General features: G+C 42.2%; 21 protein-coding genes. 6 read left to right on the top strand and 15 right to left on the bottom strand.

Annotation, left to right across the window (positions count from 1 at the left end; genetic code table 11):
• The 3 genes from ACQZ43_RS00490 (at position 1) to ACQZ43_RS00500 (ending at position 2,499) form a co-directional block, all read left to right on the top strand.
• Positions 1-1,320, top strand: a complete 1,320-nt coding sequence (locus tag ACQZ43_RS00490) for a RagB/SusD family nutrient uptake outer membrane protein (protein ID WP_430613854.1) — start codon at positions 1-3, stop codon at positions 1,318-1,320.
• Between the two features lie 65 nt (positions 1,321-1,385).
• The gene (locus ACQZ43_RS00495; RefSeq protein WP_430613855.1) at positions 1,386-2,150 is read left to right on the top strand and encodes a LytR/AlgR family response regulator transcription factor; all 765 of its coding nucleotides are present in this window, start codon (positions 1,386-1,388) and stop codon (positions 2,148-2,150) included.
• Between the two features lie 115 nt (positions 2,151-2,265).
• Entirely contained in the window at positions 2,266-2,499 is a 234-nt protein-coding gene (locus ACQZ43_RS00500) for a hypothetical protein (protein ID WP_430613856.1), read from the top strand.
• A gap of 21 nt (positions 2,500-2,520) precedes the next feature.
• Here the strand turns inward: ACQZ43_RS00500 and ACQZ43_RS00505 are convergent, their stop codons facing one another.
• Positions 2,521-3,015, bottom strand: a complete 495-nt coding sequence (locus ACQZ43_RS00505) for a YkgJ family cysteine cluster protein (protein WP_430613857.1) — start codon at positions 3,013-3,015, stop codon at positions 2,521-2,523.
• A gap of 66 nt (positions 3,016-3,081) precedes the next feature.
• Between ACQZ43_RS00505 and ACQZ43_RS00510 the strand changes: the two genes are divergently transcribed.
• The gene (locus ACQZ43_RS00510) at positions 3,082-3,786 is read left to right on the top strand and encodes a class I SAM-dependent methyltransferase (protein WP_430613858.1); all 705 of its coding nucleotides are present in this window, start codon (positions 3,082-3,084) and stop codon (positions 3,784-3,786) included.
• 134 nt (positions 3,787-3,920) lie between these two features.
• Here the strand turns inward: ACQZ43_RS00510 and ACQZ43_RS00515 are convergent, their stop codons facing one another.
• From ACQZ43_RS00515 to ACQZ43_RS00555, 9 genes are all read right to left on the bottom strand, one after another.
• Positions 3,921-4,325: a DUF2059 domain-containing protein gene (locus tag ACQZ43_RS00515; RefSeq protein ID WP_430613859.1), complete on the bottom strand. Its 405-nt coding sequence runs from the start codon at positions 4,323-4,325 to the stop codon at positions 3,921-3,923.
• Between the two features lie 42 nt (positions 4,326-4,367).
• A complete protein-coding gene (locus tag ACQZ43_RS00520; protein ID WP_430613860.1) occupies positions 4,368-5,000 on the bottom strand; it encodes a 7-carboxy-7-deazaguanine synthase QueE in 633 nt (210 codons plus the stop codon).
• A gap of 115 nt (positions 5,001-5,115) precedes the next feature.
• Positions 5,116-6,789 (bottom strand): tetratricopeptide repeat protein, encoded by a 1,674-nt coding sequence (locus ACQZ43_RS00525; protein ID WP_430613861.1) that lies wholly within the window; start codon positions 6,787-6,789, stop codon positions 5,116-5,118.
• Positions 6,790-6,811: 22 nt separating this feature from the next.
• Positions 6,812-7,744 carry a PstS family phosphate ABC transporter substrate-binding protein gene (locus tag ACQZ43_RS00530; RefSeq protein ID WP_430613862.1) on the bottom strand — a complete coding sequence of 311 codons (933 nt, stop codon included), beginning with the start codon at positions 7,742-7,744 and terminating at the stop codon, positions 6,812-6,814.
• Positions 7,745-7,950: 206 nt separating this feature from the next.
• Positions 7,951-8,817, bottom strand: a complete 867-nt coding sequence (locus ACQZ43_RS00535) for an energy transducer TonB (protein ID WP_430613863.1) — start codon at positions 8,815-8,817, stop codon at positions 7,951-7,953.
• 639 nt (positions 8,818-9,456) lie between these two features.
• The gene (locus ACQZ43_RS00540) at positions 9,457-10,305 is read right to left on the bottom strand and encodes an energy transducer TonB (RefSeq protein ID WP_430613864.1); all 849 of its coding nucleotides are present in this window, start codon (positions 10,303-10,305) and stop codon (positions 9,457-9,459) included.
• Positions 10,306-10,335: 30 nt separating this feature from the next.
• A complete protein-coding gene (locus tag ACQZ43_RS00545; protein ID WP_430613865.1) occupies positions 10,336-10,875 on the bottom strand; it encodes an ExbD/TolR family protein in 540 nt (179 codons plus the stop codon).
• A gap of 22 nt (positions 10,876-10,897) precedes the next feature.
• On the bottom strand, positions 10,898-11,509 hold the full coding sequence (locus ACQZ43_RS00550; RefSeq protein WP_430613866.1) for an ExbD/TolR family protein: 612 nt from the start codon (positions 11,507-11,509) through the stop codon (positions 10,898-10,900).
• Between the two features lie 65 nt (positions 11,510-11,574).
• Positions 11,575-12,414, bottom strand: a complete 840-nt coding sequence (locus tag ACQZ43_RS00555; protein ID WP_430613867.1) for a MotA/TolQ/ExbB proton channel family protein — start codon at positions 12,412-12,414, stop codon at positions 11,575-11,577.
• A gap of 331 nt (positions 12,415-12,745) precedes the next feature.
• Between ACQZ43_RS00555 and ACQZ43_RS00560 the strand changes: the two genes are divergently transcribed.
• The gene (locus ACQZ43_RS00560; RefSeq protein ID WP_430613868.1) at positions 12,746-14,269 is read left to right on the top strand and encodes a helicase HerA-like domain-containing protein; all 1,524 of its coding nucleotides are present in this window, start codon (positions 12,746-12,748) and stop codon (positions 14,267-14,269) included.
• A 75-nt stretch (positions 14,270-14,344) separates the two neighbouring features.
• Here ACQZ43_RS00560 and ACQZ43_RS00565 read toward each other — a convergent pair whose 3' ends face one another.
• Positions 14,345-15,682 (bottom strand): FAD-dependent oxidoreductase, encoded by a 1,338-nt coding sequence (locus ACQZ43_RS00565; protein ID WP_430613870.1) that lies wholly within the window; start codon positions 15,680-15,682, stop codon positions 14,345-14,347.
• Between the two features lie 165 nt (positions 15,683-15,847).
• On the opposite strand from ACQZ43_RS00565, the gene ACQZ43_RS00570 reads away from it, so the two are divergent.
• The gene (locus ACQZ43_RS00570) at positions 15,848-16,006 is read left to right on the top strand and encodes a lmo0937 family membrane protein (protein WP_430613872.1); all 159 of its coding nucleotides are present in this window, start codon (positions 15,848-15,850) and stop codon (positions 16,004-16,006) included.
• Positions 16,007-16,045: 39 nt separating this feature from the next.
• Here the strand turns inward: ACQZ43_RS00570 and ACQZ43_RS00575 are convergent, their stop codons facing one another.
• The 4 genes from ACQZ43_RS00575 to aroA form a co-directional block, all read right to left on the bottom strand.
• On the bottom strand, positions 16,046-17,131 hold the full coding sequence (locus ACQZ43_RS00575) for an agmatinase family protein (RefSeq protein WP_430613873.1): 1,086 nt from the start codon (positions 17,129-17,131) through the stop codon (positions 16,046-16,048).
• 99 nt (positions 17,132-17,230) lie between these two features.
• Positions 17,231-18,511 (bottom strand): kynureninase, encoded by a 1,281-nt coding sequence (gene kynU, locus ACQZ43_RS00580; RefSeq protein ID WP_430613874.1) that lies wholly within the window; start codon positions 18,509-18,511, stop codon positions 17,231-17,233.
• A 254-nt stretch (positions 18,512-18,765) separates the two neighbouring features.
• Positions 18,766-19,815: a tRNA preQ1(34) S-adenosylmethionine ribosyltransferase-isomerase QueA gene (queA, locus tag ACQZ43_RS00585; RefSeq protein WP_430613875.1), complete on the bottom strand. Its 1,050-nt coding sequence runs from the start codon at positions 19,813-19,815 to the stop codon at positions 18,766-18,768.
• A gap of 98 nt (positions 19,816-19,913) precedes the next feature.
• Entirely contained in the window at positions 19,914-21,161 is a 1,248-nt protein-coding gene (gene aroA, locus ACQZ43_RS00590) for a 3-phosphoshikimate 1-carboxyvinyltransferase (RefSeq protein ID WP_430613876.1), read from the bottom strand.
• Between the last annotated feature and the right edge of the window lie 17 nt (positions 21,162-21,178).

Consider the following 21,178-nt stretch of genomic DNA (forward strand, 5'->3'; position numbering starts at 1 on the left):
ATGAAAAAAATATTTATCCTAATAAGCGGTCTCACCCTCAGCCTTGGCGCTGTGAGTTGCGACGATTTTTTAGACATCGAACCCGAGGGAATTGTCATTCCCAAAACTCAGGAAGACTTTAGGGGACTGATGACCACGGCCTACTCCGGTTACCCGCGACACAAGTCGTTAAGCGCTTTGCGCACCGACGAGTTGGACATCAATGCCGAGGCATTTGACTTCCAAATATACCGCGAGATCTTTATGTGGCAAGACATATCGCAAGACAACAACACCACGGCTTTTCCGTGGCAGCAGTTCTACAATTCGATTTTTTATATCAACCACATCATCACCGAAGGGGGCGTGATATTGCCGGCGTCGGTAGAAAAAGACCAACTGACAGGAGAAGCTCATGCGCTTAGAGCCTATGCTTTTTTCGATTTGGTCAATTTGTACGCCCTACCTTATAACGCGACCACTTCTGCTACAGACAAGGCCATTCCCCTAGCCTTGGAACTCGACATGGAAAAAGTGTTGCACCCAGAAACCACTCAAGTGGTATACGATCAAATCCACCGCGATATCGATCAAGCCAAAACACTCCTTCAGCAAAGCACCCAGGAAAAGGGGTTGAATTACCGCTTTTCGAAGGCGGCACTATATGCCTTTGAAGCTCGGGTATACCTCTATCAGCAGCAGTGGGAAAACGCCCTGCGCAGTACGGAACAAGCATTGGGTTACAAAAGCGCTTTGGAAGATTTAAACAGCAGTCAAAACCTTCCCAACCTATACACTTCCAGCGAGTCCATCTTGGCTTTGGAAGATACGTACCACAGTCAGGTAAAAAATGCCAGCTTTGCTTCAGAAGAACTTTTGAACGCCTTCGACGCGGCAAACGATTTGAGATACCCGCTTTACTTTGAAAAATCGCAAGGTCGCTTCAAGGTCATCAAAGCGGGAGAACAGGCACAGAAAGTCAGTATACGCACTGCAGAGCTCTACCTGATTCAAGCAGAGGCCTCTTTGCGTTTGCACCGCTTATCCGATGCTAAACCCCCCCTTAAGCAGTTGATCAAAAACCGCTATAAAACCGCAGTGGTTCCCCAAATCGACAGTCAGATCGAGGCGATGGACGAAAGTGCCCTGTTGGAATTTATAACGGCAGAACGCTTTAGAGAATTCGCCTTGGAAGGACATCGCTGGTTCGACCTGCGACGCATCCATCAAAAGCGTATTGTTCACACCATAGAGGGGAAAGAATATATCTTAAGGGAAAACGACCCGCGATATACCTTGCCTTATCCACAGAATGCAAGACTCAACAACCCCAATTTATAAGTAGCCCTAGCAACCGTCTGAGAAATATTTTCAGGCGGTTCTTTTTTTTGTACTTTTACATAAAAATGAAAGTTGCTATTGTAGAAGACGAGCTTTTAGCTGCTACTTATCTAAAATCGCTTTTGGAGCAGCAGACTTTTATTGCCATAAGCGAACTGATCGTTTTAAGATCGGTTCAGCAATCCCTATCCTTTTTTAAGGAAAACAGCGTCGATTTAATCTTTATGGACATCCATTTGGGCGATGGAAAGAGTTTTGAGATTTTTGAACAGCAGCGCATCACCGCCCCCATTATTTTTATTACCGCTTATGATTCCTATGCCTTAAAGGTTTTTTCCCAATTGACTTTAGACTATATTCTAAAACCCTTTGAGGAGGAACAACTCCATCAGGCCTTGAGGAAGTTTATAGCCCTAGCGCATCAATTTGACTCCACCGTGGCTTTAAACTCGATCGCCGCCATCGCAAACAATACCGATGCGCCGATTAAGAATCGGTTTTTAGTGACCCACGGATATAAATTAAAATCCATACTCAGCCGCGAAGTAGCGTATTTCGTAGGGTCGGGCAAACATTTGTTTCTCCATACCCGCGACGGCAATAGCTATATTTACGACGATACCATCAAGGATATCATTGGCAAACTCGACGCGGAAAAATTCTTTAAAATCAACAGAAAATACGTGGTGCACATCGATTCGATTCAGGAAGTCATCCGACACAGCAGTCAGAAAATAGAGATTATCCTTCTACCACAGTCCGATTTGGGCAGTCCGATATTGGTGAGTAAAAGTCAGATTAACGCCTTAAAAAACTGGTTGGATCGGTAAAAACACCGCCATGTAAAGCGGGTGTTTTAAATATGTTAGTTTTATCTTAAATCAAAATATAAGTCATTAAATTTATTATATTTGAGCAAAGAATAAAAACCAAAATTGCTAAATTATGAAATACGTTGATAGAATAGCCGCCTTTATTGAACGAATACTCGATCTTTTTGATATGGTAAAAGGCTATATAGAAGATGCGCTCAGCTTTTTTGAAAAACTCAAAGAACTGATACTCGAACTGTTAGAATACATCAAAGTTCAATTTAATCACCTCACAGACGGCAGTGCTGATGAGCAGTTGGATCAAGAGATCGAACAACTCTTAGAACAAGAACACTTTTTTATATAAGTTACCCCAACAATGCCTTTTTTACAAAGGCATTTTCTTTTTTAGCTCCTCGACCACTTTATAGGCGGCTGGACAAATAGCTACATTTTGTAGGGTCAAATGGGCAATTTGCTGAAACTTGTTGCGGTCGGTATGCGGAAACTCCCTACAAGCCTTGGGTCTTACCTCGTAAATCATGCAGTAATTTTCGCTGTCTAAAAACGTGCAGGGCACGGATTGCAAAACGTAGTCGCGATCTTCATCGATGCGCAGGTAGCGTTCGACAAAGCTTTGCGGCTTGAGTTTTAAATGCTTTGAAATGCGTTCGATATCGGCCGAAGTAAAGAGGGGTCCGGTGGTTTTACAGCAATTCGCACACGATAGGCAGTCCACTTTTTTAAAAACAGCCGTGTGAATTTCTTGCATCTGATAATCGAGATTTTTAGGTGTCTTCTTTTTTAGCTTATCGAAATACTTTTTATTCTCTATATGTTTATCTTTGGCAAGCTTTGGGAGCTCTTTTAGAAATGATTCCATTCGTATCAATTAGGGTGCAAATTTACGCATTCTCAAAAGCAACCATCACTTTTATACTTAAAATACATGAAAGATTTATTCGGACGGGCCATTTTGGATTACCAGACTCAAAATAAACCGGAAAACCTCTTTACGAAAACCGATATCACGCACCTCGATGAGATGGAAGTAAGCTATCTCTTTAGGGATTATAAAGGCATGCCCAAAATCGAACAGCGCGCCTTAGACATGAGTTTTGGCAGCATCCTTGACATTGGATGCGGCGCGGGTAGTCACAGCTTAGAGCTGCTTAAAAAGGGTTTGGCGGTTACGGCAATCGACCGGTCGCCAGCGGCGATTGAAGCCTGCAAGCTTCGCGGTATTACCCAGGCGCATTGCGTCGACCTACTCGATTTTAAAGGCGAATCGTTCGACACGATACTGATGCTGATGAATGGAACCGGTATTTTTGGCAAGATGAACCGCATCACCACTTATTTAACCCTACTCAAAACCCTTTTAAACAAGGGCGGACAAATTCTGATCGACAGCAGCGATTTGATCTATATGTACGACGAGGATGAAGACGGTGGAAGGTGGATTCCCCACGACAAAGACTACTATGGCGAACTCAAGTTTACCATATCCTATAAAAGGCAGATCGAAGTCCCGTTTGACTGGCTATTCCTAGACTACAACACCCTTCAAAATGCCGCCCACGCCAACGGCTTCCAATGTGAATTGGTCTGTGAAGGCGAGCACTTCGATTATTTGGCGAAGCTGTATATATAGTTTTTCCCGTCGATTCGCCGAGAATGGGGTGTCCGTTTTTGGAAACGAATGCCCACTGAGGCAACAGCGGCCTAAAAACCCCCTAATAAAAAAAGCTGCCATTGGCAGCTTTTTTTATAGTATTCCCTTGGAGCTTACTCCATATATTTCATTACTACGCCTTGAAGACCCATACCCCATTCTTGACCAATAGCTTGTCCTTTTTCAAACAACACATTGGTTTTTGCACTCAATTTCTTTCCAGCAGGTGATTCGTAAAATTTGATAAAATCCTTTACTTCAGCATGGGTAAACTCCGTCATATACATGTCGGCCATACTATTCATCAATCCGTTTAAACTCTCTTTTAATTCCTTTTGAAAATCCGCTTTCTTAGCGTCTGGAATATTGTCTACGATGTCTTTAGTCAACATTTCAAAAGTCGACATCTGACCGCTTAAATTCATAAATTTCAACATATCGCTTTTAAAAGCCGCATCTTGAGCAAAAGAAAACTGCGCAATACATATAAAAACTAAGGAGAATAAAATCTTTTTCATACTAATTCTTTTTTTTTGATTAAGATGTAAATTTAATTCAATTTATGGAATATCCAAATATTTATGTGTTTGAAGTGATATTCTCCACTTGGGATTATTCTTGACGTATTCCACAATCAACGGCACCATTTCCTCCTGCTTGCTCCATTCGGGTTGTAAAAACAATATGGCTTTGTCGTTGGTTAAAGCGGCTTGTTCTTCTGCAAAAATAAAATCGTGTTTGTTGAAGATGACCACTTTTAATTCATGGGCAGCAGCATAGACGCTTTCCACTGGCAATTTGGTTTTTTTTGGCGATAAACAAATCCAATCCCAGGTACCCGTTAGCGGATAAGCACCGGAGGTTTCCATATTGAGCTGCATTCCCGCCTTTTTTAAGGCTGCAGTCAAGGGTCCCATATTCCACGTCAAAGGCTCACCACCTGTAACCACGGCCAAGTTGGCGGCCTTGGAAGCTCTTTCTACAATCTCTTCTATAGCTGTTGGCGGATGAAGTTCTGCATCCCAACTCTCCTTAACATCGCACCAATGACAGCCCACATCACATCCACCTACTCGTATAAAATAAGCCGCTGTACCCGTATGGAATCCCTCGCCTTGTATGGTATAAAACTCTTCCATCAAAGGCAATACCGTACCCTTAGCTACTTCTTTTTGTAAATCAACCTTTTGCATTCCTATAAAATTAATGTGCAAAGATAGTGCATTCGCGTTGTAAAGGGTCTTATAAAAAACAAAAAACTTGCTCTATCGAAATGGAGCAAGTTTTTATATATTCTTTAAAAAACGTTTATTTTAGTGCTTTAATCGTTGATTTAGCGAAATCGTTACTAGGATCTAACTGAACGACTTTGTTCAAATACTCGATTGCTTTGTCCTTACTATCGATATTGGCATAATGCGCACCGATATGTGTATAAGCTTCGATCAGCGTTTCTTTGTTTTCGGCTTTGCCCAGTTCATTCTTATCTTGAATTGCTTTGACATAACCCAAGTAATCCGTCGTCATCACTTCACGAGATTCCGGCGTATCGATATATCTATTGGCACGTGCTTTATACAAATACGCTTCTTTGGTTGCCGGAGAAACCGCAATCATCTTTGCAAAAGCGTCGTTCGATTGTTGCAATAAGGCTACTTCTGGTGCATCTTTCCCCAATATATAGTAAGAATATCCCAAATAGTAGTTGTCGTACATATAGTTGTCTTGACTTTGTACTTTGGCAGAAACGTTTAAGATATCCGCTGCTTGTGCATACTGCTTGTCTTTAAACAATTTTAAAGCGGGTGCGTTGTATTCAAAAGCAATAGCCGGTTCTACCTGTGCTCCTTTTTCCAGATCTAGTATCCCTTCGTTGTACAAACTCTGGTCTTTGATAGAAAAATCGGCATTTCTAGCTACAGCCATTTTCGACAAGCCCAAATAGAAATAATCTCTACCGATAATATTTTTAGGATCGGTCTTGGTCAAAAAGGATTTCAAGGCCTCAACACTCTCTGCATAATGACCGTTTTCATAGGAAGAATATCCCAAATAACGCAATATTCTAGGATTGACATTTTCCTTTGCTTTCATCTCTGAAGCTACTCGTTCCAATTCGGTGTAGTTTTTAGTCAACACCAAGAAATCGGCATAGCGCAATTGCGACTCCATTGATCCCTCGGAAAGCTCCATGTATTTTTTGTAGTTCGCCAAAGCCAGTCCCAAATACTCATCGGATTTGCTGCTGTTGCTGTTGTTGGCCCACAATTTGTAAGTCTCCGCCAACTCTCTATAAGCAGGGGCGTATTTAGGATCTATTTTGATAATTTCTTGAAAACCGTCTACGGCATCTTTGTAAGCCTTAGCTCTTTTGGTAATTACAGACAACTGCAATTTGGCTTTCAACATCGTTGGATCGTAACCATACGCTTCTCTATACGCGCTAAAGGCCTCACTAAAACTCTTGTTGAGCATGTGTGCGTCACCCAATACCAAATAAGCTTCCGCATTCTTAAAATCGTTTGCTAAGGCTTTGTTTGCATAGGCGATGGCTTCTGCTGCATTTGGATTTGACGAATTGAGATTGGCTTTTGCAATCAATAGCAACTCATCGTTATCTTTTTTCTTAATTTCTTTTTCCGCTTTTTGGAAATTGGTTTTAGCCTCTTTAGCATTGTTGTTGTCCAAGGCTAATTGACCCAATCCAATAAAGTTTAAGCTTCCTTTATTTTTAGCTGCAACCCCTTTGTTAAAATAGAATTTTGAGGAATCCACTTGTTGTTCCATCAAGAATAAATCGCCTAAATAGTAAAAGTTTTTACCGTCGTTTGGCTTTGATTTTATCAATGATTTCAGAATTGATTTGGCTTTATCAAATTGCTCATCATTAATGGCTTTTTTTGCCTGTTCTAAATCCTGAGCAGATACACCCGCAGCGGTTAACCCAGTTAATAACAGACTAAAAATAGTGTACTTATTCATTTTATATGGTTTTAGTTGTACTTTACTTTAATTTTTCATCGGTAACAATAATCTCTCTCGGCGGCACTCTAAAAGGCACCAATCCCGACTTCAAGATTATTCGTTGTCCTTTAGGTCCTGCAATATACGAAGCAAATCCCGTTCCTAGACCAGTTTTTCCCTGAAAATCCAAAACGTATAATTTTCTTATTATAGGATAGGTTCCCTCGGCTATATTATTTTGACTCGGTTTGTAGTATTTGCCGTCTTTGGGATTTTTAACCGAAAGCACTTTGATTTGCTCGAGGTGCTTGGCCAATTCCGCTGTGGGTTGTAGCAACCAATCCAGTCCGATCACGCCTACCGCATTTTGATTTTGCTCCACATAGGCAATCACTTCCTGAGTAGTCGGTAAAAAATAGACGTTTTCTTTGGGGAAGTCGGTAATTCCGGCATCGGTTTTAAACTGACGAACCACACTGGAATTGACATTGTCAAAAACCAGCATCAATTTCTTGTCGCTCTTTTTATCTTGCAGGGTATGCAAGGCCTCTTGATAGTCGATTAGCGAATCTTTATGGGCTGCATTGGTGATAAACACCACGGCATCGGAGGCGAAATGCGTTATCTTCGGATTGACCTTGCCTTGAAAGCGCGCCAATTCGTCGGCATCCAAAGTTCTCGGTAATACCGCAATTTGTGTATGTCCTTCAAAAATAGCTTTTAAGATTTCCGCTTCCGATTTCTTTTCCAAGTGGATGGTCGCCTTGTCGTATTCGCTTTCGAATACGCGGTTCACGTCTTCTACCACAGGAAAAACCGACTCTTCAACCCAAATAGAAGTCGTACCAGAAACCGCGGTTTCCTGTATTTCGTCGACCACCACTGCTGTTTTTTCTTTTTTACACTGTACGAGTGTGAGTCCTAAGAATGCAAAGAAAATAGCCTTTTTCGATAAGGAATAAAAACCAGTCATAAGAGTTTGTTTTTTTAAATTAATTAAACCAGCGCAAAAATCCAACAGAATCCATTTTCTCAGGGAATCCACCGACATATTCACGAGTTTAAAGATATTGATTTCCGCTGAAAAAAACAGCATTAGGAGGTTAAAATATGTTTTTTAGAACAAGCGCATTAAAAAAGGCCGCATTTATGATAAACAAATGCGGCCTTGACAACGTCTTATCGTACTTCAACGGTAATAGGCAAAGTAAACTGTGAGCGTACCTTGCGGTTGTTTTGAACCGCCGCCTTCCAATTCGGCATGGTTTTAAGCACGCGAACCGCTTCTTTACCCGCGCCATAACCGGGATCGCGCAGTATGCTTATATCGGATAGCGACCCGTCTTTTTCCACTATGAATCTGACAATGACCTGCAATTTCACCACGTTTGCATGGACATCGGGAGTTCTAAAACGCGAAACAAACATTTTGTTAAAGCTTGTAAAACCACCTACGGGTTCCGCTTTAAGCTGTACAAAGCTATAAACCTCATTGCTGTTGCCCTCATCGACAATAGCGGTGCCGTTGCCAGCGGAGCCCGTTCCCTCACCGGAATTGCCGAGCAAAACAACGGAGCCTCCAGGCGTTCCATCGCGCGTTACGGCGCCTGGATTGCCCTCGAGCAAATCCACTGCCGATGTAGGCTCTTCGGTTATAGCGGCGGTATTATCAGTAACCTTATAAGCCTTGTGTCGTTTGCTCGCTACAGCCGAAGCCGGAGCTGCATCCGTCGCTTTAACAACAGGCTGCTCCACGCTTTTGGGTTCGACAATTTCCCTTGCTGGCGGTATTGGTGGAACAAAATCCCATACCACCGGATCAGACAAAGGGCGCTCCCTAACAACATGTTCGCCAAGTGTACCATTCAATCCCTTAATAATTAAGGGCGATGAAATGGCCGCCGCCAACAGAGCGGTGCCGATAAACAAGGCTAAGCTCGTTGTCTTTGGATTTTCCGAACGCAGTTGATAGGCGCCGTATTTTTTGTTTCGATTTTCAAACACCAAGTCCAACCAATCTCTTTTGAAAATATTTAATTTTGACATGATATTGTAGTTTAAATTTAATCTGTTTGTTAATGATACTCCTCAGTGAAAGCAAAGCCAGCTACAAAGCCGCCTAAACCTTCAACAAAACGCACTTGCTTAAGCAATCCAATCGTCATAAAATCCTCTTTCAGATTTAAACCGGGTAGAGCGAAAAGCTGCTGTAGCCCCACTCTCTTTATCTATTCTAAATATAAACAAAATAAGAACACAAAAAAAACCACACTGCATATATTTCATTAAAAAACAACATTATAAGCTATTATTCTCAACAAAAACCCCTAGACACAAGTAACAACCGCATCAAAACCAACACAAAACCCATGATTTAACAATCCGCAATTCACATACGTACTATCAAAGGGCTATAAATGCCAAAGGCGACCTCATGGAGGTCGCCTTTGCGTATAAAGTATGCCGAAGCATTTTAACTTAACAATCTAAAAAATCTAAATCCAGCATACACGATTAATACGATGCCAAACAGCAATCGATTGGTGTACGCAATATCCAAAGGCATCGCTTTCCAAAAGATAAACAAGACGCCTAAACACAGGTACAGGAAAAAGAAGAACAATCCGAAAACAAACAGAAATCGCTGTAAGGGCGATTTCTGTTTAAATTTATTATAAAAATTCATTACTGAACCTGAATCGTAATAGGCAGTGTAAACTGCGATCTTACATTTTTACCATTCTGTACTGCTGGTTTCCACTTCGGCATATTTTGCAATACGCGTACCGCTTCTTTCCCTGCACCGTAACCGGGGTCACGTAAGATGGTAATATCGGTTAAAGATCCGTCTTTCTCCACGATGAATTTTACAATTACCTGGATTTTCTTCACACTAGAATCGATATCTGGTGTTCTAAAACGGCTGATAAAGGTTTTGGTAAATCCTGCCATTCCCCCTGGAGGTGTAGCAGAGACTTGTACGGCAATAAAGACTTTGTTACCATCTTCTTCTCCGTCCGTTGGTCTATCCCCTTTATCGGCATTACCGGTCTTTTCACCGGTTTTGATGTCTCCTTTTTCTTTATCTCCCTTAGCGTCTTTAACGCCTGGGTCTTTGTCGATAAATTCTTCAACCTTAGCGATTTCCTCAACTACCTTTTCTTTTTCAACCACTTTAGGTGGTGTAAATTTCTTGGTATCTACAACCGACTTCGTAGCCTCTGGCGGCGGTGGCGGTGCTTCAATTGGTGGTGGAGGTGGAAGTTCCACTGGTGGCGGTGGCGTAGCCAAATCTACCAATGTAATTTCAGTATCCAAAGGAGCGTCTTTTTTATTCTTCCCAAGTGTTCCTTCAATGGTTTTGATTATAAGAGGAGAAGCTAGTCCCACTCCAAATAAAGCAATCCCTGCGAATAGTGCAAAAGTAGTTACTTTAGGATTCTCAGAACGCAATTGATAAGCTCCATAAGACTTGTTACGTCCTTCGAAAACTATATCAAGCCATTCCTTCTTAAAAATATTTAATTTTGACATGGTCTAAAATTTTAAGTTGATACTAGTTACCTAGTTTTCTCCAAGTATAGCGAGATCTTCTGGTGTCATATCAACAATAGCATAAGCTTTTACATTGGTAATCGCCATCTCATCCAAAATATCCACCAAGTTTCTGTAATTAGAATTTTTACTTGGTTTAATAATCACGATCAATCCCTTTTCAGGATCTCCGGTAATTTGAGGAATCGCTTTTACTTTTTTCAAAAGTTCAATACGAATACCTTCTTTACCGTAGGTTTGATCTTGTGGTCCTTCTAATGGGGCATCTGTTCTCCCCATATACCATTTGATTTTATTATCCGCGCCTATTAAGATCGTCATCGAGCGATTGTCTGCAACCAGGGTTTCATTATCGACATCGGTTTTATCTTTATCTGGCATAGCCAAATTCATAGACTGCGGTTTATTCATCGAGGTCGTCAACATGAAGAAAGTAATCAATAAGAATGCCAAATCCACCATCGCCGTTAAATCTACTCCGGCGTTTTGTTTTTTACTTCTTACTTTTTTTCCCTTACCGTCTCCGCCTCCTGTATTTAATTCTGCCATTTACAGTTTGAAATTTTAATGATTAAAAATCTTCATTTCTCAGTCCTGTAACCAAGAAGAAACGATTTACTTTTTGATCTTGGAGAATATCGATTACTCTTTTAATTGTAGGATATTCTTCTTTTGCATCTCCTTTAATAGCAACATCAAGTACTTTATTATCTAAATCTCTAACCGCTACACGCGCCGATTGAACCCAATCTTTCAATTGATTGTCCAATGAGTCTGTTGGAATTCCCACTTGAACGGCTTTACTTCTCACATCATGTGGCAAGTTTAAAAACTGTTTCAAAGCGGTAATTGGAGTACCGACACCTTCGATATTAGAAAATTCATCCTTTTCTTTCTCGGTGAAATCGATATTGTATTTTTGTCCCATTTGAGTAAGAGTTTCTTTGCGATTCTCTTTGCCCAATACGCCGAAAAATACTTTTCCTTCTCCAACTGTTAATGTAGCTAAATTAGTTTCAGGCAATTTGGTTTGTACTGTCGATGCAGGAGTATCAACAGGCAAAGCTTCTGGAAGTTTTGCTGTCGATGTCAACACGAAGAAAGTTAGAAGTAGGAACGACACATCGCACATCGCGGTCATGTCTACTCTCATACTTTTCTTTGACATTTTAACTTTAGCCATTTTATATTTTCTTTTATAACTCTATGCAAGCACAGACTTATTGTTGATTAAACTACTTACTACTACTATTTATTGATTCCAGCTTTGAATCTTCTGTAAGATTGCGTGATAGCAAAACCAGCCTCATCGATAGAGTAAGTCAATTTATCAATTTTAGTTGTAAAAGCGTTGTACATAACAATAGCCAAAGTAGATGTTCCAATACCCGTTGCTGTACAAACCAATGCCTCAGAAATACCTGTTGCAAGAGCTGATGAATCTGGAGTACCTGTTGTAGCCAAAGCAGAGAACGCTTTGATCATCCCGGTTACTGTACCTAACAAACCTACCAAAGTACCAATAGATACCAATGTAGCCAATACAATCATATTTTTCTCCAACATCGGCATTTCCAATGTCGTCGCTTCTTCGATTTCTTTTTGGATGGTTTCCGTAGCTTTTTCGCTATCTAAACCTTCTCTTTTCACTTGTTGGTACTTGATCAAACCAGCTTTCACTACGTTTGCTACAGAACCTTGCTGTGCATCACATTCTTCGATAGCTTGTTCGATTTTCCCTTGGTTGATAGTCGCTTGTACATTGTTTACAAAGTTACTAACATTTCCTTTTCCTGCTGCTTTTCCGATTACGATGAATCTTTCGATTGAGAAAACAATGGTCATTGTCAATAAACCAATTAAGGCGGCAACCACAATTCCTCCTTTGTACACCATACCTAGTATACTTCCTTCTAGAGGATGTCCATTAGGATCTCCATTTTCAAAGTTTGATGAATGTCCTAGTATAAATTTCCAGACGATATATCCAAAAATAATACAAAGAAATACTGCTGCACCTGCAAAAATTTTAGATGCACCTGAACTAGATCCTACTTTCTCAACTGATTCGTTTGATACGTTTGTCATTTTTTTAAAATTTTAATTCTTTTTTTTTATTCAATTATTATTCAACATTTTCTCATTTCATTCATATGAGAGTCGCAAATTTATGTTTTTAGATCAAATAAAAAAATTAAAATGCTTTTTTTTACTCCCATCTTACACGGTATTTAATCAAAAAGACATATTGCGCTGTTTATGAAGTCCATTTGTTAAGCAAATGTAAATATAATAATTCTAAATTATCACTAAATTGTTTTATAGAATTTAATTTAAACCATAAAAACTAAATATAACTCAAAAAATGACTTCAAGCAACTATATTTGTAGTAGTGAAACCGCGTAAAAAAAATCATATATGAAAAATAAAAACTTTATAGATCAGATAGAATCGGGCTACACTTTCAAAGGGGACTCCATCACGATCGGTGGTGCCGTACTGGAAAACGAGGTCATACCCGATTTTTTCGTGCGACTTCCTCTCAAAACCTTAAACCGTCATGGCTTGATTTCGGGTGCTACCGGTACGGGAAAGACCAAAACGATTCAGGTCTTGTCCGAGCAACTTTCCGCCAAGGGAATTCCGGTATTGATGATGGATGTCAAAGGTGATTTTAGCGGTATTGCTGCTGCGGGTTCCACTTCTGCTTTTATAGAGGAGCGTCATGGCAAGATGAACCTACCCTATCGCACTCAGGCCTTTCCGGTGGAATTATTAACGCTTTCTCAGCAAAAGGGCGTTCCGCTGCGCGCTACGATATCCGAGTTTGGACCGGTATTGTTTTCGCGTATCTTGGAACTCAACGATACTCAGGGCGGAGTGGTTTCCTTGGTCTTTAAATACTGTGACGACAACAACTTGCTGCTACTCGACTTAAAAGACTTTAAAAAAGCCTTGCAATACCTTACCAATGAGGGCAAAAAAGAGATCGAATCCGAATACGGAAAGATTTCCACGGCCTCTTCGGGAACGATTTTGCGCAAGATTGTCGAATTGGAGCAACAGGGCGCCGAATTGTTTTTTGGAGAAACCGCGTTCGACATCGACGATTTGATGCGTTTAAACGAGCAGGGACAAGCCTATATCAACATCCTTCGCATCAACGATATTCAAGACAAACCCAAATTATTCTCGACTTTTATGCTCAATCTGCTCGCACAGGTCTACGCTCAAATGCCGGAGCAGGGCGATAGCAACCAACCAGAATTGGTCATCTTTATAGACGAGGCCCACCTGATATTCGACAATGCCAGCAAAACCTTGTTGCAACAAATCGAAACCATCGTCAAATTAATCCGCTCTAAGGGCATCGGCATATTCTTTATCACGCAAAACCCCATAGATATTCCCAATTCGGTATTGGCACAATTGGGCTTAAAAATACAGCACGCTTTGCGGGCGTTTACAGAAAAAGACCGCAAGGCGCTAAAAGCTGCTTCGGAAAACTTTCCGATTTCGGATTTTTATCAGACTTCCGAATTGCTCAGTGCACTTCCCACTGGAGAAGCCTTGGTTACGGCCCTAAACGAAAAGGGCATTCCCACTCCACTGGTACAGTGTATGCTACGAGCGCCGATGAGCCGTATGGACATTTTAAGCGAAGCCGAAATAAGCGCCATTGCCCAGCAATCGGCCTTGGTAAACAAATACAGTGCTGTAATCGACCGAGAGAGCGCCTATGAGCTGCTCACCGCTAAAATAGCCCATATCGGCCAACAGCAAGAGCAAGAAGCAGCTCCAAAGCCGCGTACGAGCAGCACGCGTACACCAAAGAGCGGCGACCCGCTAAAACCCTTGGTCAAAGTATTGACCAGCGCTACTTTTATTCGCGGGGCTTTCGGCATTCTTTCCAAGATATTTACGGCGAATTCCAAAAAGTAATTCGACGTTCTAAAACAAAAGCCGCTCCAATAACTTGGAGCGGCTTTTATATAGGAAAAAATCGGATTTACCCCATTACAACCGACTTAGGATCAATTGTTCTACTTGGGCGGTTTGCCACTGATCGGCAATTTGAGGCAAGGCCATCACCTCATCCATAATACTTTTTTGTTTGTCGCCTATTTCCAAGGCTTCGACGTAGGGCTTGTGACTAAAGGTCACTCGATCGTATAGCGGCAGCCATTTTTCGGGATGCAGGTCCGTAAACCACGCTTCGATTTTCTTTCGCAACAAAAAGTCGGCATCGGCGGTTTTGGTGCTCATCTCGATAAAATTTCGGTAAGACAATTCCGCGATGGCGTCGGCATTGGGCTTTCGCACCTGCTCGTAGTCCTTAAAGATTTGCAACCAATCGTCGCCGTGAAGCTGCATCAAGTCCGACAACTGCGTAATATCTTCAAAACCCGCATTCATACCTTGGCCGTAAAAGGGCACTATGGCATGTGCTGCATCGCCTATCAAAGCCACTTTATCCTGATAAGTCCACGGGAAGCACTGGGTAGTGACCAAGGAACTCGTTGGATTGTGAAAAAAATCGCGCAGCAAATCGGGAATCAACGTTATGGCATCGGGGAAAAACCGTTCAAAAAACGCCTGCACATCTGCTGGTTCTTTTAAGCTTTCCATCGAGTACTCCCCCTCAAAGGGAACAAATAAGGTACAGGTAAAACTCCCCTCCAAATTGGGCAAGGCAATCAACATAAATTCGCCTCTAGGCCAGATGTGAAACGAGTTTTTATCGATTCGATGTGCACCCGAGCTATTGGCTTCAATTTTGAGTTCCTTATAGCCAATATTCAAAAAATGCTGTTGATAATCGAATCTATTTAGCTTTTGCATGCGATTCCGCACTTTTGAAAAAGCGCCATCGGCACCAAAAACCTTATCGTATTTCAGCTCTTCCCAGGCGCCGCGTTCGGTTTCGCCTATGCAGATTATGGCCTCGTCGAGCTTGACGTCCCATATTTTTTTCTCAAAGAAAAAATTGACGCCTTCGGACTGGGTCAGATCGATCATCATTCGATTTAACTCCCCTCTGGAAATCGAATAAATACTCTCGCCTGCCATGCCGTATTTTTGATAGGCAATACTGCCGTCAACAGCGTGAATCGCCCGCTTATCCATCGGAATGGCAATGGCGCGGATCGCATCGCCAATTCCCACGCCATCGAGGGCTTTCCACCCGCGGGTAGACATGGCTAAATTGATCGATCGGCCCGAAAAATCGACGGTGCGTATGTCCTGACTGCGATCAAAAACATCCACATCGTGTCCTGCTCTCTTTAAGTAAAGCGCCAATAGGCTGCCTACTAATCCCGATCCAACTACGGCGATTCTCAACGGTTGTTGCATTTTTTTTTAATTTAATATTATTGGTTTATCTCCCTTTTCCCCTGCTTTTCCCCTTAAAACTCCTACTTAAATATTTATCTAATTTTTTTATTTATTGATAAAAATTCGTTTTTTCATCTAATTTTTAATAGATTTACCAGTATTAGTAATCAAAAAAAACAAGTTATGAAAGATTTAGTTTGGTTCATTGCACTAATCCTAATCATAGGATGGGCAGTAGGTTATTTTGGTTTTGGAGAAGCTGTGGGTAATTTTATACACATCTTATTAGTACTCGCTGTTATCGCTATTTTATACCGTTTAATAACGGGTCGGAAATCTTAAAAAAAATCCCCAGCTGGGGATTTTTCTATTTATTAAATACTATTTATTAAATACTAAGGGCGCACCGGTTTGTAATCCTTGAGATTGCGCCATGGCTCCACACATGTGAAACAACAGTCTTGCCCCAACATTACCATCCCAATCGTCTTCTCCTGGTGCTACTTCCACCAAATCCATACCGATGATGGTTTTCTGCGAAGCCGCCAAGCGGTTTAGCAAATAGGTTACTTCTTCATAAGACAGTCCACCTGGTACTGGCGTACCCGTATTGGGGCAGTACCAACGGTACAATCCATCGATATCAAAGCTGATACACACCTTTTCCGGAAGGGATGCAATGATTTCATCGCATTGTACTTTCCACGATTTTCCTTCAAAGGCCGCGGCTTTTAGATCGGAATCCGTATGTACCAAAACCCGATTTCCCGAATTTTTTACGGTTTCCACTTCTTGTTCGCAGAAATCGCGTATACCCAGCTGTACAATTTTCGATACTTGGGGCAATTGAAGCGTATTGTACATGATCGAGGCATGCGAATAGGTAAACCCCTCATAGGCGTTGCGCAAATCCATGTGTGCGTCGAAATGCAAGATTCCGAAGGAGTCGTTTTGGGTGGCCAAGGCTTCGTAGTAACCCAGAGGCGTACTGTGGTCCCCGCCGAGAAGAACGACTCTCTTACCCTGATTCATCCAATACAACACCCGTTCTTTGACTTGATCTTTGAGTTGTTTACACGCCTTATTGATTTTATCCAAGTCCGACTGTAATGCGGGAAAGGTAGAAACATCTTCTCCGTTTTCCAAAGCTTCAATGATAGGCTGAGCCATACCCTTGTATTTTTCACTATCCGCCGCCCATTCGTTGGGAGCTTCATCGTAATAAATGCCCAACTTCCACAATTCCGGATATTGTTGATGCGACAAATCGACCTGATAAGACGCTTCCAAAATGGCCTCAGGCCCTTCAGAAGCTCCCGCACCATAACTCACCGTTACCTCCCAAGGCACTGGAATAATAATGATTTCACTTTCCTCTGCCGTAAAGGGCAAACCGTAAATGGATGCATCTGCTAATCCCGGTTGAGAAGGATCAAAATTGGCTATTTTGTATTGCTTCGTTGACATGTTATACTGTTGTTTATGATACAAATTTAAAATTAAATAATGAATTTTACATCGAAAAGGCCCCTGCTTTAACCCCTTTCTTTCCAGGAAAAAAAAGGCTTATGCCTTCTGGGTTAATCCGTTTTTTAGAACCAGGCCAAAGTTAAAGATATCTCGGTAAGAGGTATACAAAGGCACCGGAGCTAATCGGATGACATTGGGTTCGCGCCAATCTACGATCACGCCTTCCTTCATCAAATAATCAAAAAGGGCTCTTCCCTCTCCGTGCAGCAGTACCGACAATTGGCTGGCTCTTTCCAAGGGGTTTTCGGGTGTTATAATTTCGAAGTCGCCCCCCACTTCATCGGCTACTTGTTTTAGCACAAATTCCAAATAAGCGGTTATGCGATCTCTTTTTTCGACCAGCAGCGGCATACCAATTTCGTCGAACAATTCGACAGCGGCCAAATACGGCGCTAGAGTCAATATGGGCAGGTTGCTAATTTGCCAGCCGTGAGCACTGCGAATGGGATCGTATTGCGGTTCCATCAAGAAACGACGATCTTTGTTGTGTCCCCACCAACCGCCCAATCGAGGGAGGTCCATATTGTTGTGATGTTTTTCGTGTATAAAACAGCCCGAGGCATTTCCCGGTCCTGAATTCATGTATTTATAACTGCACCAGGCGGCAAAATCGGCCTGCCATTCGTGTAGTTTTAACTCGATATTACCCGCAGCATGGGCCAAATCCCAACCGACATAGGCGTTGTGTTTATGCGCTGCTGCCGTAATGGTTTTCATATCCAACACTTGTCCGGTGTAGTAGTTGAGTCCACCGATTAAAACCAGGGCCAATTCCCCTCCTACCTCATCGATCTTGGCCAAGATGTCTTCCAATCTAAAATTGTGTTCTCCATCTCTGCGCTTGACTTCCACTATGGTTTCCTTAGGATCCAATCCGTGAAACTGCACTTGGGTTTGGATCAGGTATTGATCGCTTGGAAAGGCTTTTTCCTCACAGAGTATTTTAAACTTTTTGGCGGTCGGTCTATAAAAACTGGCCATCATCAAATGCAGGTTTACCGTAAGCGTGTTCATCACGGTGACTTCCGACGGCTTGGCACCGACAATTTTGCTCAGGGGCTCGCTAAATCGCTCGTGATAATCCCACCACGGTTTTTCGGCATAAAAATGTCCTTCTACGGCCAATTCAGCCCAATCCTTCATCACTTCATTTACGTAGGTCACGGCTCTCTTGGGCTGCAAACCCAAAGAATTTCCCGTAAAATAGATAACCTGCTTCCCATTGACTTTTGGAAAGTTAAACTCTTCTCTGTATTTAGACAAAACATCTTGCTGATCTAAGGCTTGCGCAAACTCAAGTGTATTTTCAAATTTCATATAATGTTATTTCCTTATTAGCGGTTGCCCATTGCTTGGTTATACTGGATTGTCAATTCCATCCGTGCCCTCGTGGTACGACCTGATTTACATATTTATTTTCCGTTTCGTAAAAATAGGAGAGATTCCAGTATTATCAAAGCCAATTCGATTTAAGTTCTAAAAAAAGCGCTATAAATCGCCCTATTTTAGGCCAAACAAAAAACCTCTAAGCGATTGGGCTTAGAGGTTTTGTATAAATGTATGGGATGCGATTAGATAATCAACATCGCATCGCCATAAGAATAGAACTTATAAGTTTCTTCTATAGCTTCTTCATAGGCTTTTTTCATCAAATCATGTCCGCAAAACGCCGAAATCATCATCAATAAAGTCGACTTAGGCATGTGAAAGTTAGTCACCATACAATCTGCGATACTAAAATCGTAAGGCGGAAAGATAAACTTGTTGGTCCACCCTTCAAACGGATTCAAGGTGCGGTTCGACGAAACAGAACTCTCCAAGGCTCTCATAGAAGTGGTTCCTACGGCACAGATTCTGCTCTTTCTCAATTTTGCAGAATTGACAATATCACAGGCTTCCTGAGTCACTCTCATTTCTTCAGAATCCATTTTGTGCTTAGACAAATCTTCCACTTCAACCGGATTAAACGTCCCCAAGCCGATGTGTAGGGTAACCTCGGCAAACTGAATGCCTTTGATTTCCAATTTTTTCAACAGGTGTTTTGAAAAGTGCAAGCCCGCAGTAGGTGCAGCTACAGCTCCTTCTTCCGAGGCATAAATCGTCTGATAACGCTCTGCATCTTCTGGAACCACTTCTCTATTGATGTATTTTGGAATGGGTGTTTCTCCCAATTCCGCTAACTTCTCTCTAAATTCTTCGTAAGAACCGTCGTATAAAAAACGCAGGGTTCTCCCTCTTGAGGTGGTGTTGTCAATCACCTCTGCTACCAACGAATCGTCTTCACCGAAGTACAGTTTATTCCCAATACGAATTTTACGTGCTGGATCGACCAATACATCCCAAAGGCGTTGTTCGGCATTTAATTCTCTGAGTAAGAAAACTTCAATTCTCGCACCAGTCTTTTCTTTATTCCCATACAAACGAGCTGGAAAAACTTTGGTATTATTCAACACCATCACATCTCCTTCGTCAAAATAATCAATTAAGTCTTTAAAGTATTTGTGTTCTATTGTTTGTTTTTTACGATCGATAACCATCAAACGCGCTTCATCTCTGTTTTCAGCAGGGAACTCAGCTAACAACTCTTCCGGCAAATTAAAATTAAAATGGGATAACTTCATTCTTATTGAAATTTAATTAAATAATAGAAGATTCCGCTCTTCTATTTCAGATTACAAATATACGACCCCCAGATAGGCGTTGTCAAGTGTTTTGGTGTTTATTTTAAGGAACAGTCGTTTAAGGGGAGTATTGTGGCCTTTATTCCCAACGATTGTAGCGTTTCCCAGAAGCCGACAAAAGATTTGGACACGACTTCGGCTTCGTTGATGGTCAGTTTGGTTTTTAATGCCAGAGGCGCGAAGGCCATCGCCATGCGATGATCCTGATAGGTGTCTATCGACTGTCCGGATATCGGGCTACTGCCGGCCTGTAGCGTCAGGCTGTTTGGCGTTGTCGACACCTGGGCTCCCAGCTTTTGCAGTTCGGTTTCCAGGGCGGCCAAGCGGTCGGTTTCTTTGATTTTCAGGGTGTGTAGGCCCGTTATCGTGCTGCTAATTCCCAATCCAAAACAGGTCACGACCACGGTTTGAGCCAAATCGGGCGTATCGATAAAATCGGCTTCAAAATGCGGTTGAGTCTCCCGCGCTTTGCGCAGGGTAATTTGGCGGTCACCAAACTGGGTATCCACTCCAAAAAGTCGAAAATACCCCACTACGGCCGCGTCGCCTTGTATGCTGTGCTCTTGGTAATGCGACAAGGTCAAGGTTGTTCCTATGGGCGACAGGGCTACCAGCGCATAGAAATACGAGGCCGACGACCAATCGGATTCGACCACCAGGGTGGTATCGGCAATTTGAGGTTTATGGTGCACCCGTACTCGATCGGCTTCAAAGGAATTGGGTATCCCCAAATCATTCAAGAGCGCTAGGGTCATTTCGATATACGGTCGGGAAGTGATGCGTCCGTCAAAGCTGAGTTCGAGTCCCCCTTGTATTTGAGGGGCAATCAGCAGCAGTGCGGAGATATACTGACTGCTCACATCGGCTGCGAGCCGCACTTGGTTTTGTTGCAGTTTTTTCCCCCTGATCCTCAAGGGGGGGAAACCCGGCTTATCGACATATTCGATATCCGCTCCCAATTGCTTTAAGGCCTCCACCAAGATGCCGATTGGGCGCTGTTGCATCCGGTCACTTCCGGTTAAGACGACCGTTCTATGGGGTTGTATGGCAAAATAGGCGGTTAAAAAACGCATAGCGGTACCCGCATGATGAATATCAATTACCGAATCGCTGCTTTCCAAAGCCCGCTGCATCATGCGACTGTCGTCTGCAACTGCCCGATTTTCCACAGCGATATTGGGATACAGTTGTTGCAGCAACAGCAGCCGATTGGTTTGTGACTTGCTGCCTGAAACCGCAATCGATTGGTGGTTTTCTATCGCGCTATGGGGCAAAACTACTTTCATAAAACAGGCTGAACGCG

Source organism: Flavobacterium sp. JP2137, from assembly GCF_050562195.1.
Taxonomy (GTDB): Bacteria; Bacteroidota; Bacteroidia; order Flavobacteriales; family Flavobacteriaceae; genus Flavobacterium.

What these genes read in the sequence shown, in the direction of transcription:
- ACQZ43_RS00530 (WP_430613862.1), bottom strand. Translation starts at nt 7,744, where the DNA reads ATGACTGGTTTTTATTCCTTATCGAAAAAGGCTATTTTCTTTGCATTC.
- ACQZ43_RS00545 (WP_430613865.1), bottom strand. Translation starts at nt 10,875, where the DNA reads ATGGCAGAATTAAATACAGGAGGCGGAGACGGTAAGGGAAAAAAAGTA.
- ACQZ43_RS00520 (WP_430613860.1), bottom strand. Translation starts at nt 5,000, where the DNA reads ATGCAAAAGGTTGATTTACAAAAAGAAGTAGCTAAGGGTACGGTATTG.
- ACQZ43_RS00565 (WP_430613870.1), bottom strand. Translation starts at nt 15,682, where the DNA reads ATGCAACAACCGTTGAGAATCGCCGTAGTTGGATCGGGATTAGTAGGC.
- ACQZ43_RS00560 (WP_430613868.1), top strand. Translation starts at nt 12,746, where the DNA reads ATGAAAAATAAAAACTTTATAGATCAGATAGAATCGGGCTACACTTTC.
- ACQZ43_RS00510 (WP_430613858.1), top strand. Translation starts at nt 3,082, where the DNA reads ATGAAAGATTTATTCGGACGGGCCATTTTGGATTACCAGACTCAAAAT.
- ACQZ43_RS00550 (WP_430613866.1), bottom strand. Translation starts at nt 11,509, where the DNA reads ATGGCTAAAGTTAAAATGTCAAAGAAAAGTATGAGAGTAGACATGACC.
- ACQZ43_RS00555 (WP_430613867.1), bottom strand. Translation starts at nt 12,414, where the DNA reads ATGACAAACGTATCAAACGAATCAGTTGAGAAAGTAGGATCTAGTTCA.
- ACQZ43_RS00525 (WP_430613861.1), bottom strand. Translation starts at nt 6,789, where the DNA reads ATGAATAAGTACACTATTTTTAGTCTGTTATTAACTGGGTTAACCGCT.
- ACQZ43_RS00575 (WP_430613873.1), bottom strand. Translation starts at nt 17,131, where the DNA reads ATGTCAACGAAGCAATACAAAATAGCCAATTTTGATCCTTCTCAACCG.
- ACQZ43_RS00535 (WP_430613863.1), bottom strand. Translation starts at nt 8,817, where the DNA reads ATGTCAAAATTAAATATTTTCAAAAGAGATTGGTTGGACTTGGTGTTT.
- kynU (WP_430613874.1), bottom strand. Translation starts at nt 18,511, where the DNA reads ATGAAATTTGAAAATACACTTGAGTTTGCGCAAGCCTTAGATCAGCAA.
- ACQZ43_RS00505 (WP_430613857.1), bottom strand. Translation starts at nt 3,015, where the DNA reads ATGGAATCATTTCTAAAAGAGCTCCCAAAGCTTGCCAAAGATAAACAT.
- queA (WP_430613875.1), bottom strand. Translation starts at nt 19,815, where the DNA reads ATGAAGTTATCCCATTTTAATTTTAATTTGCCGGAAGAGTTGTTAGCT.
- ACQZ43_RS00515 (WP_430613859.1), bottom strand. Translation starts at nt 4,325, where the DNA reads ATGAAAAAGATTTTATTCTCCTTAGTTTTTATATGTATTGCGCAGTTT.
- ACQZ43_RS00570 (WP_430613872.1), top strand. Translation starts at nt 15,848, where the DNA reads ATGAAAGATTTAGTTTGGTTCATTGCACTAATCCTAATCATAGGATGG.
- ACQZ43_RS00495 (WP_430613855.1), top strand. Translation starts at nt 1,386, where the DNA reads ATGAAAGTTGCTATTGTAGAAGACGAGCTTTTAGCTGCTACTTATCTA.
- ACQZ43_RS00540 (WP_430613864.1), bottom strand. Translation starts at nt 10,305, where the DNA reads ATGTCAAAATTAAATATTTTTAAGAAGGAATGGCTTGATATAGTTTTC.
- aroA (WP_430613876.1), bottom strand. Translation starts at nt 21,161, where the DNA reads ATGAAAGTAGTTTTGCCCCATAGCGCGATAGAAAACCACCAATCGATT.
- ACQZ43_RS00490 (WP_430613854.1), top strand. Translation starts at nt 1, where the DNA reads ATGAAAAAAATATTTATCCTAATAAGCGGTCTCACCCTCAGCCTTGGC.
- ACQZ43_RS00500 (WP_430613856.1), top strand. Translation starts at nt 2,266, where the DNA reads ATGAAATACGTTGATAGAATAGCCGCCTTTATTGAACGAATACTCGAT.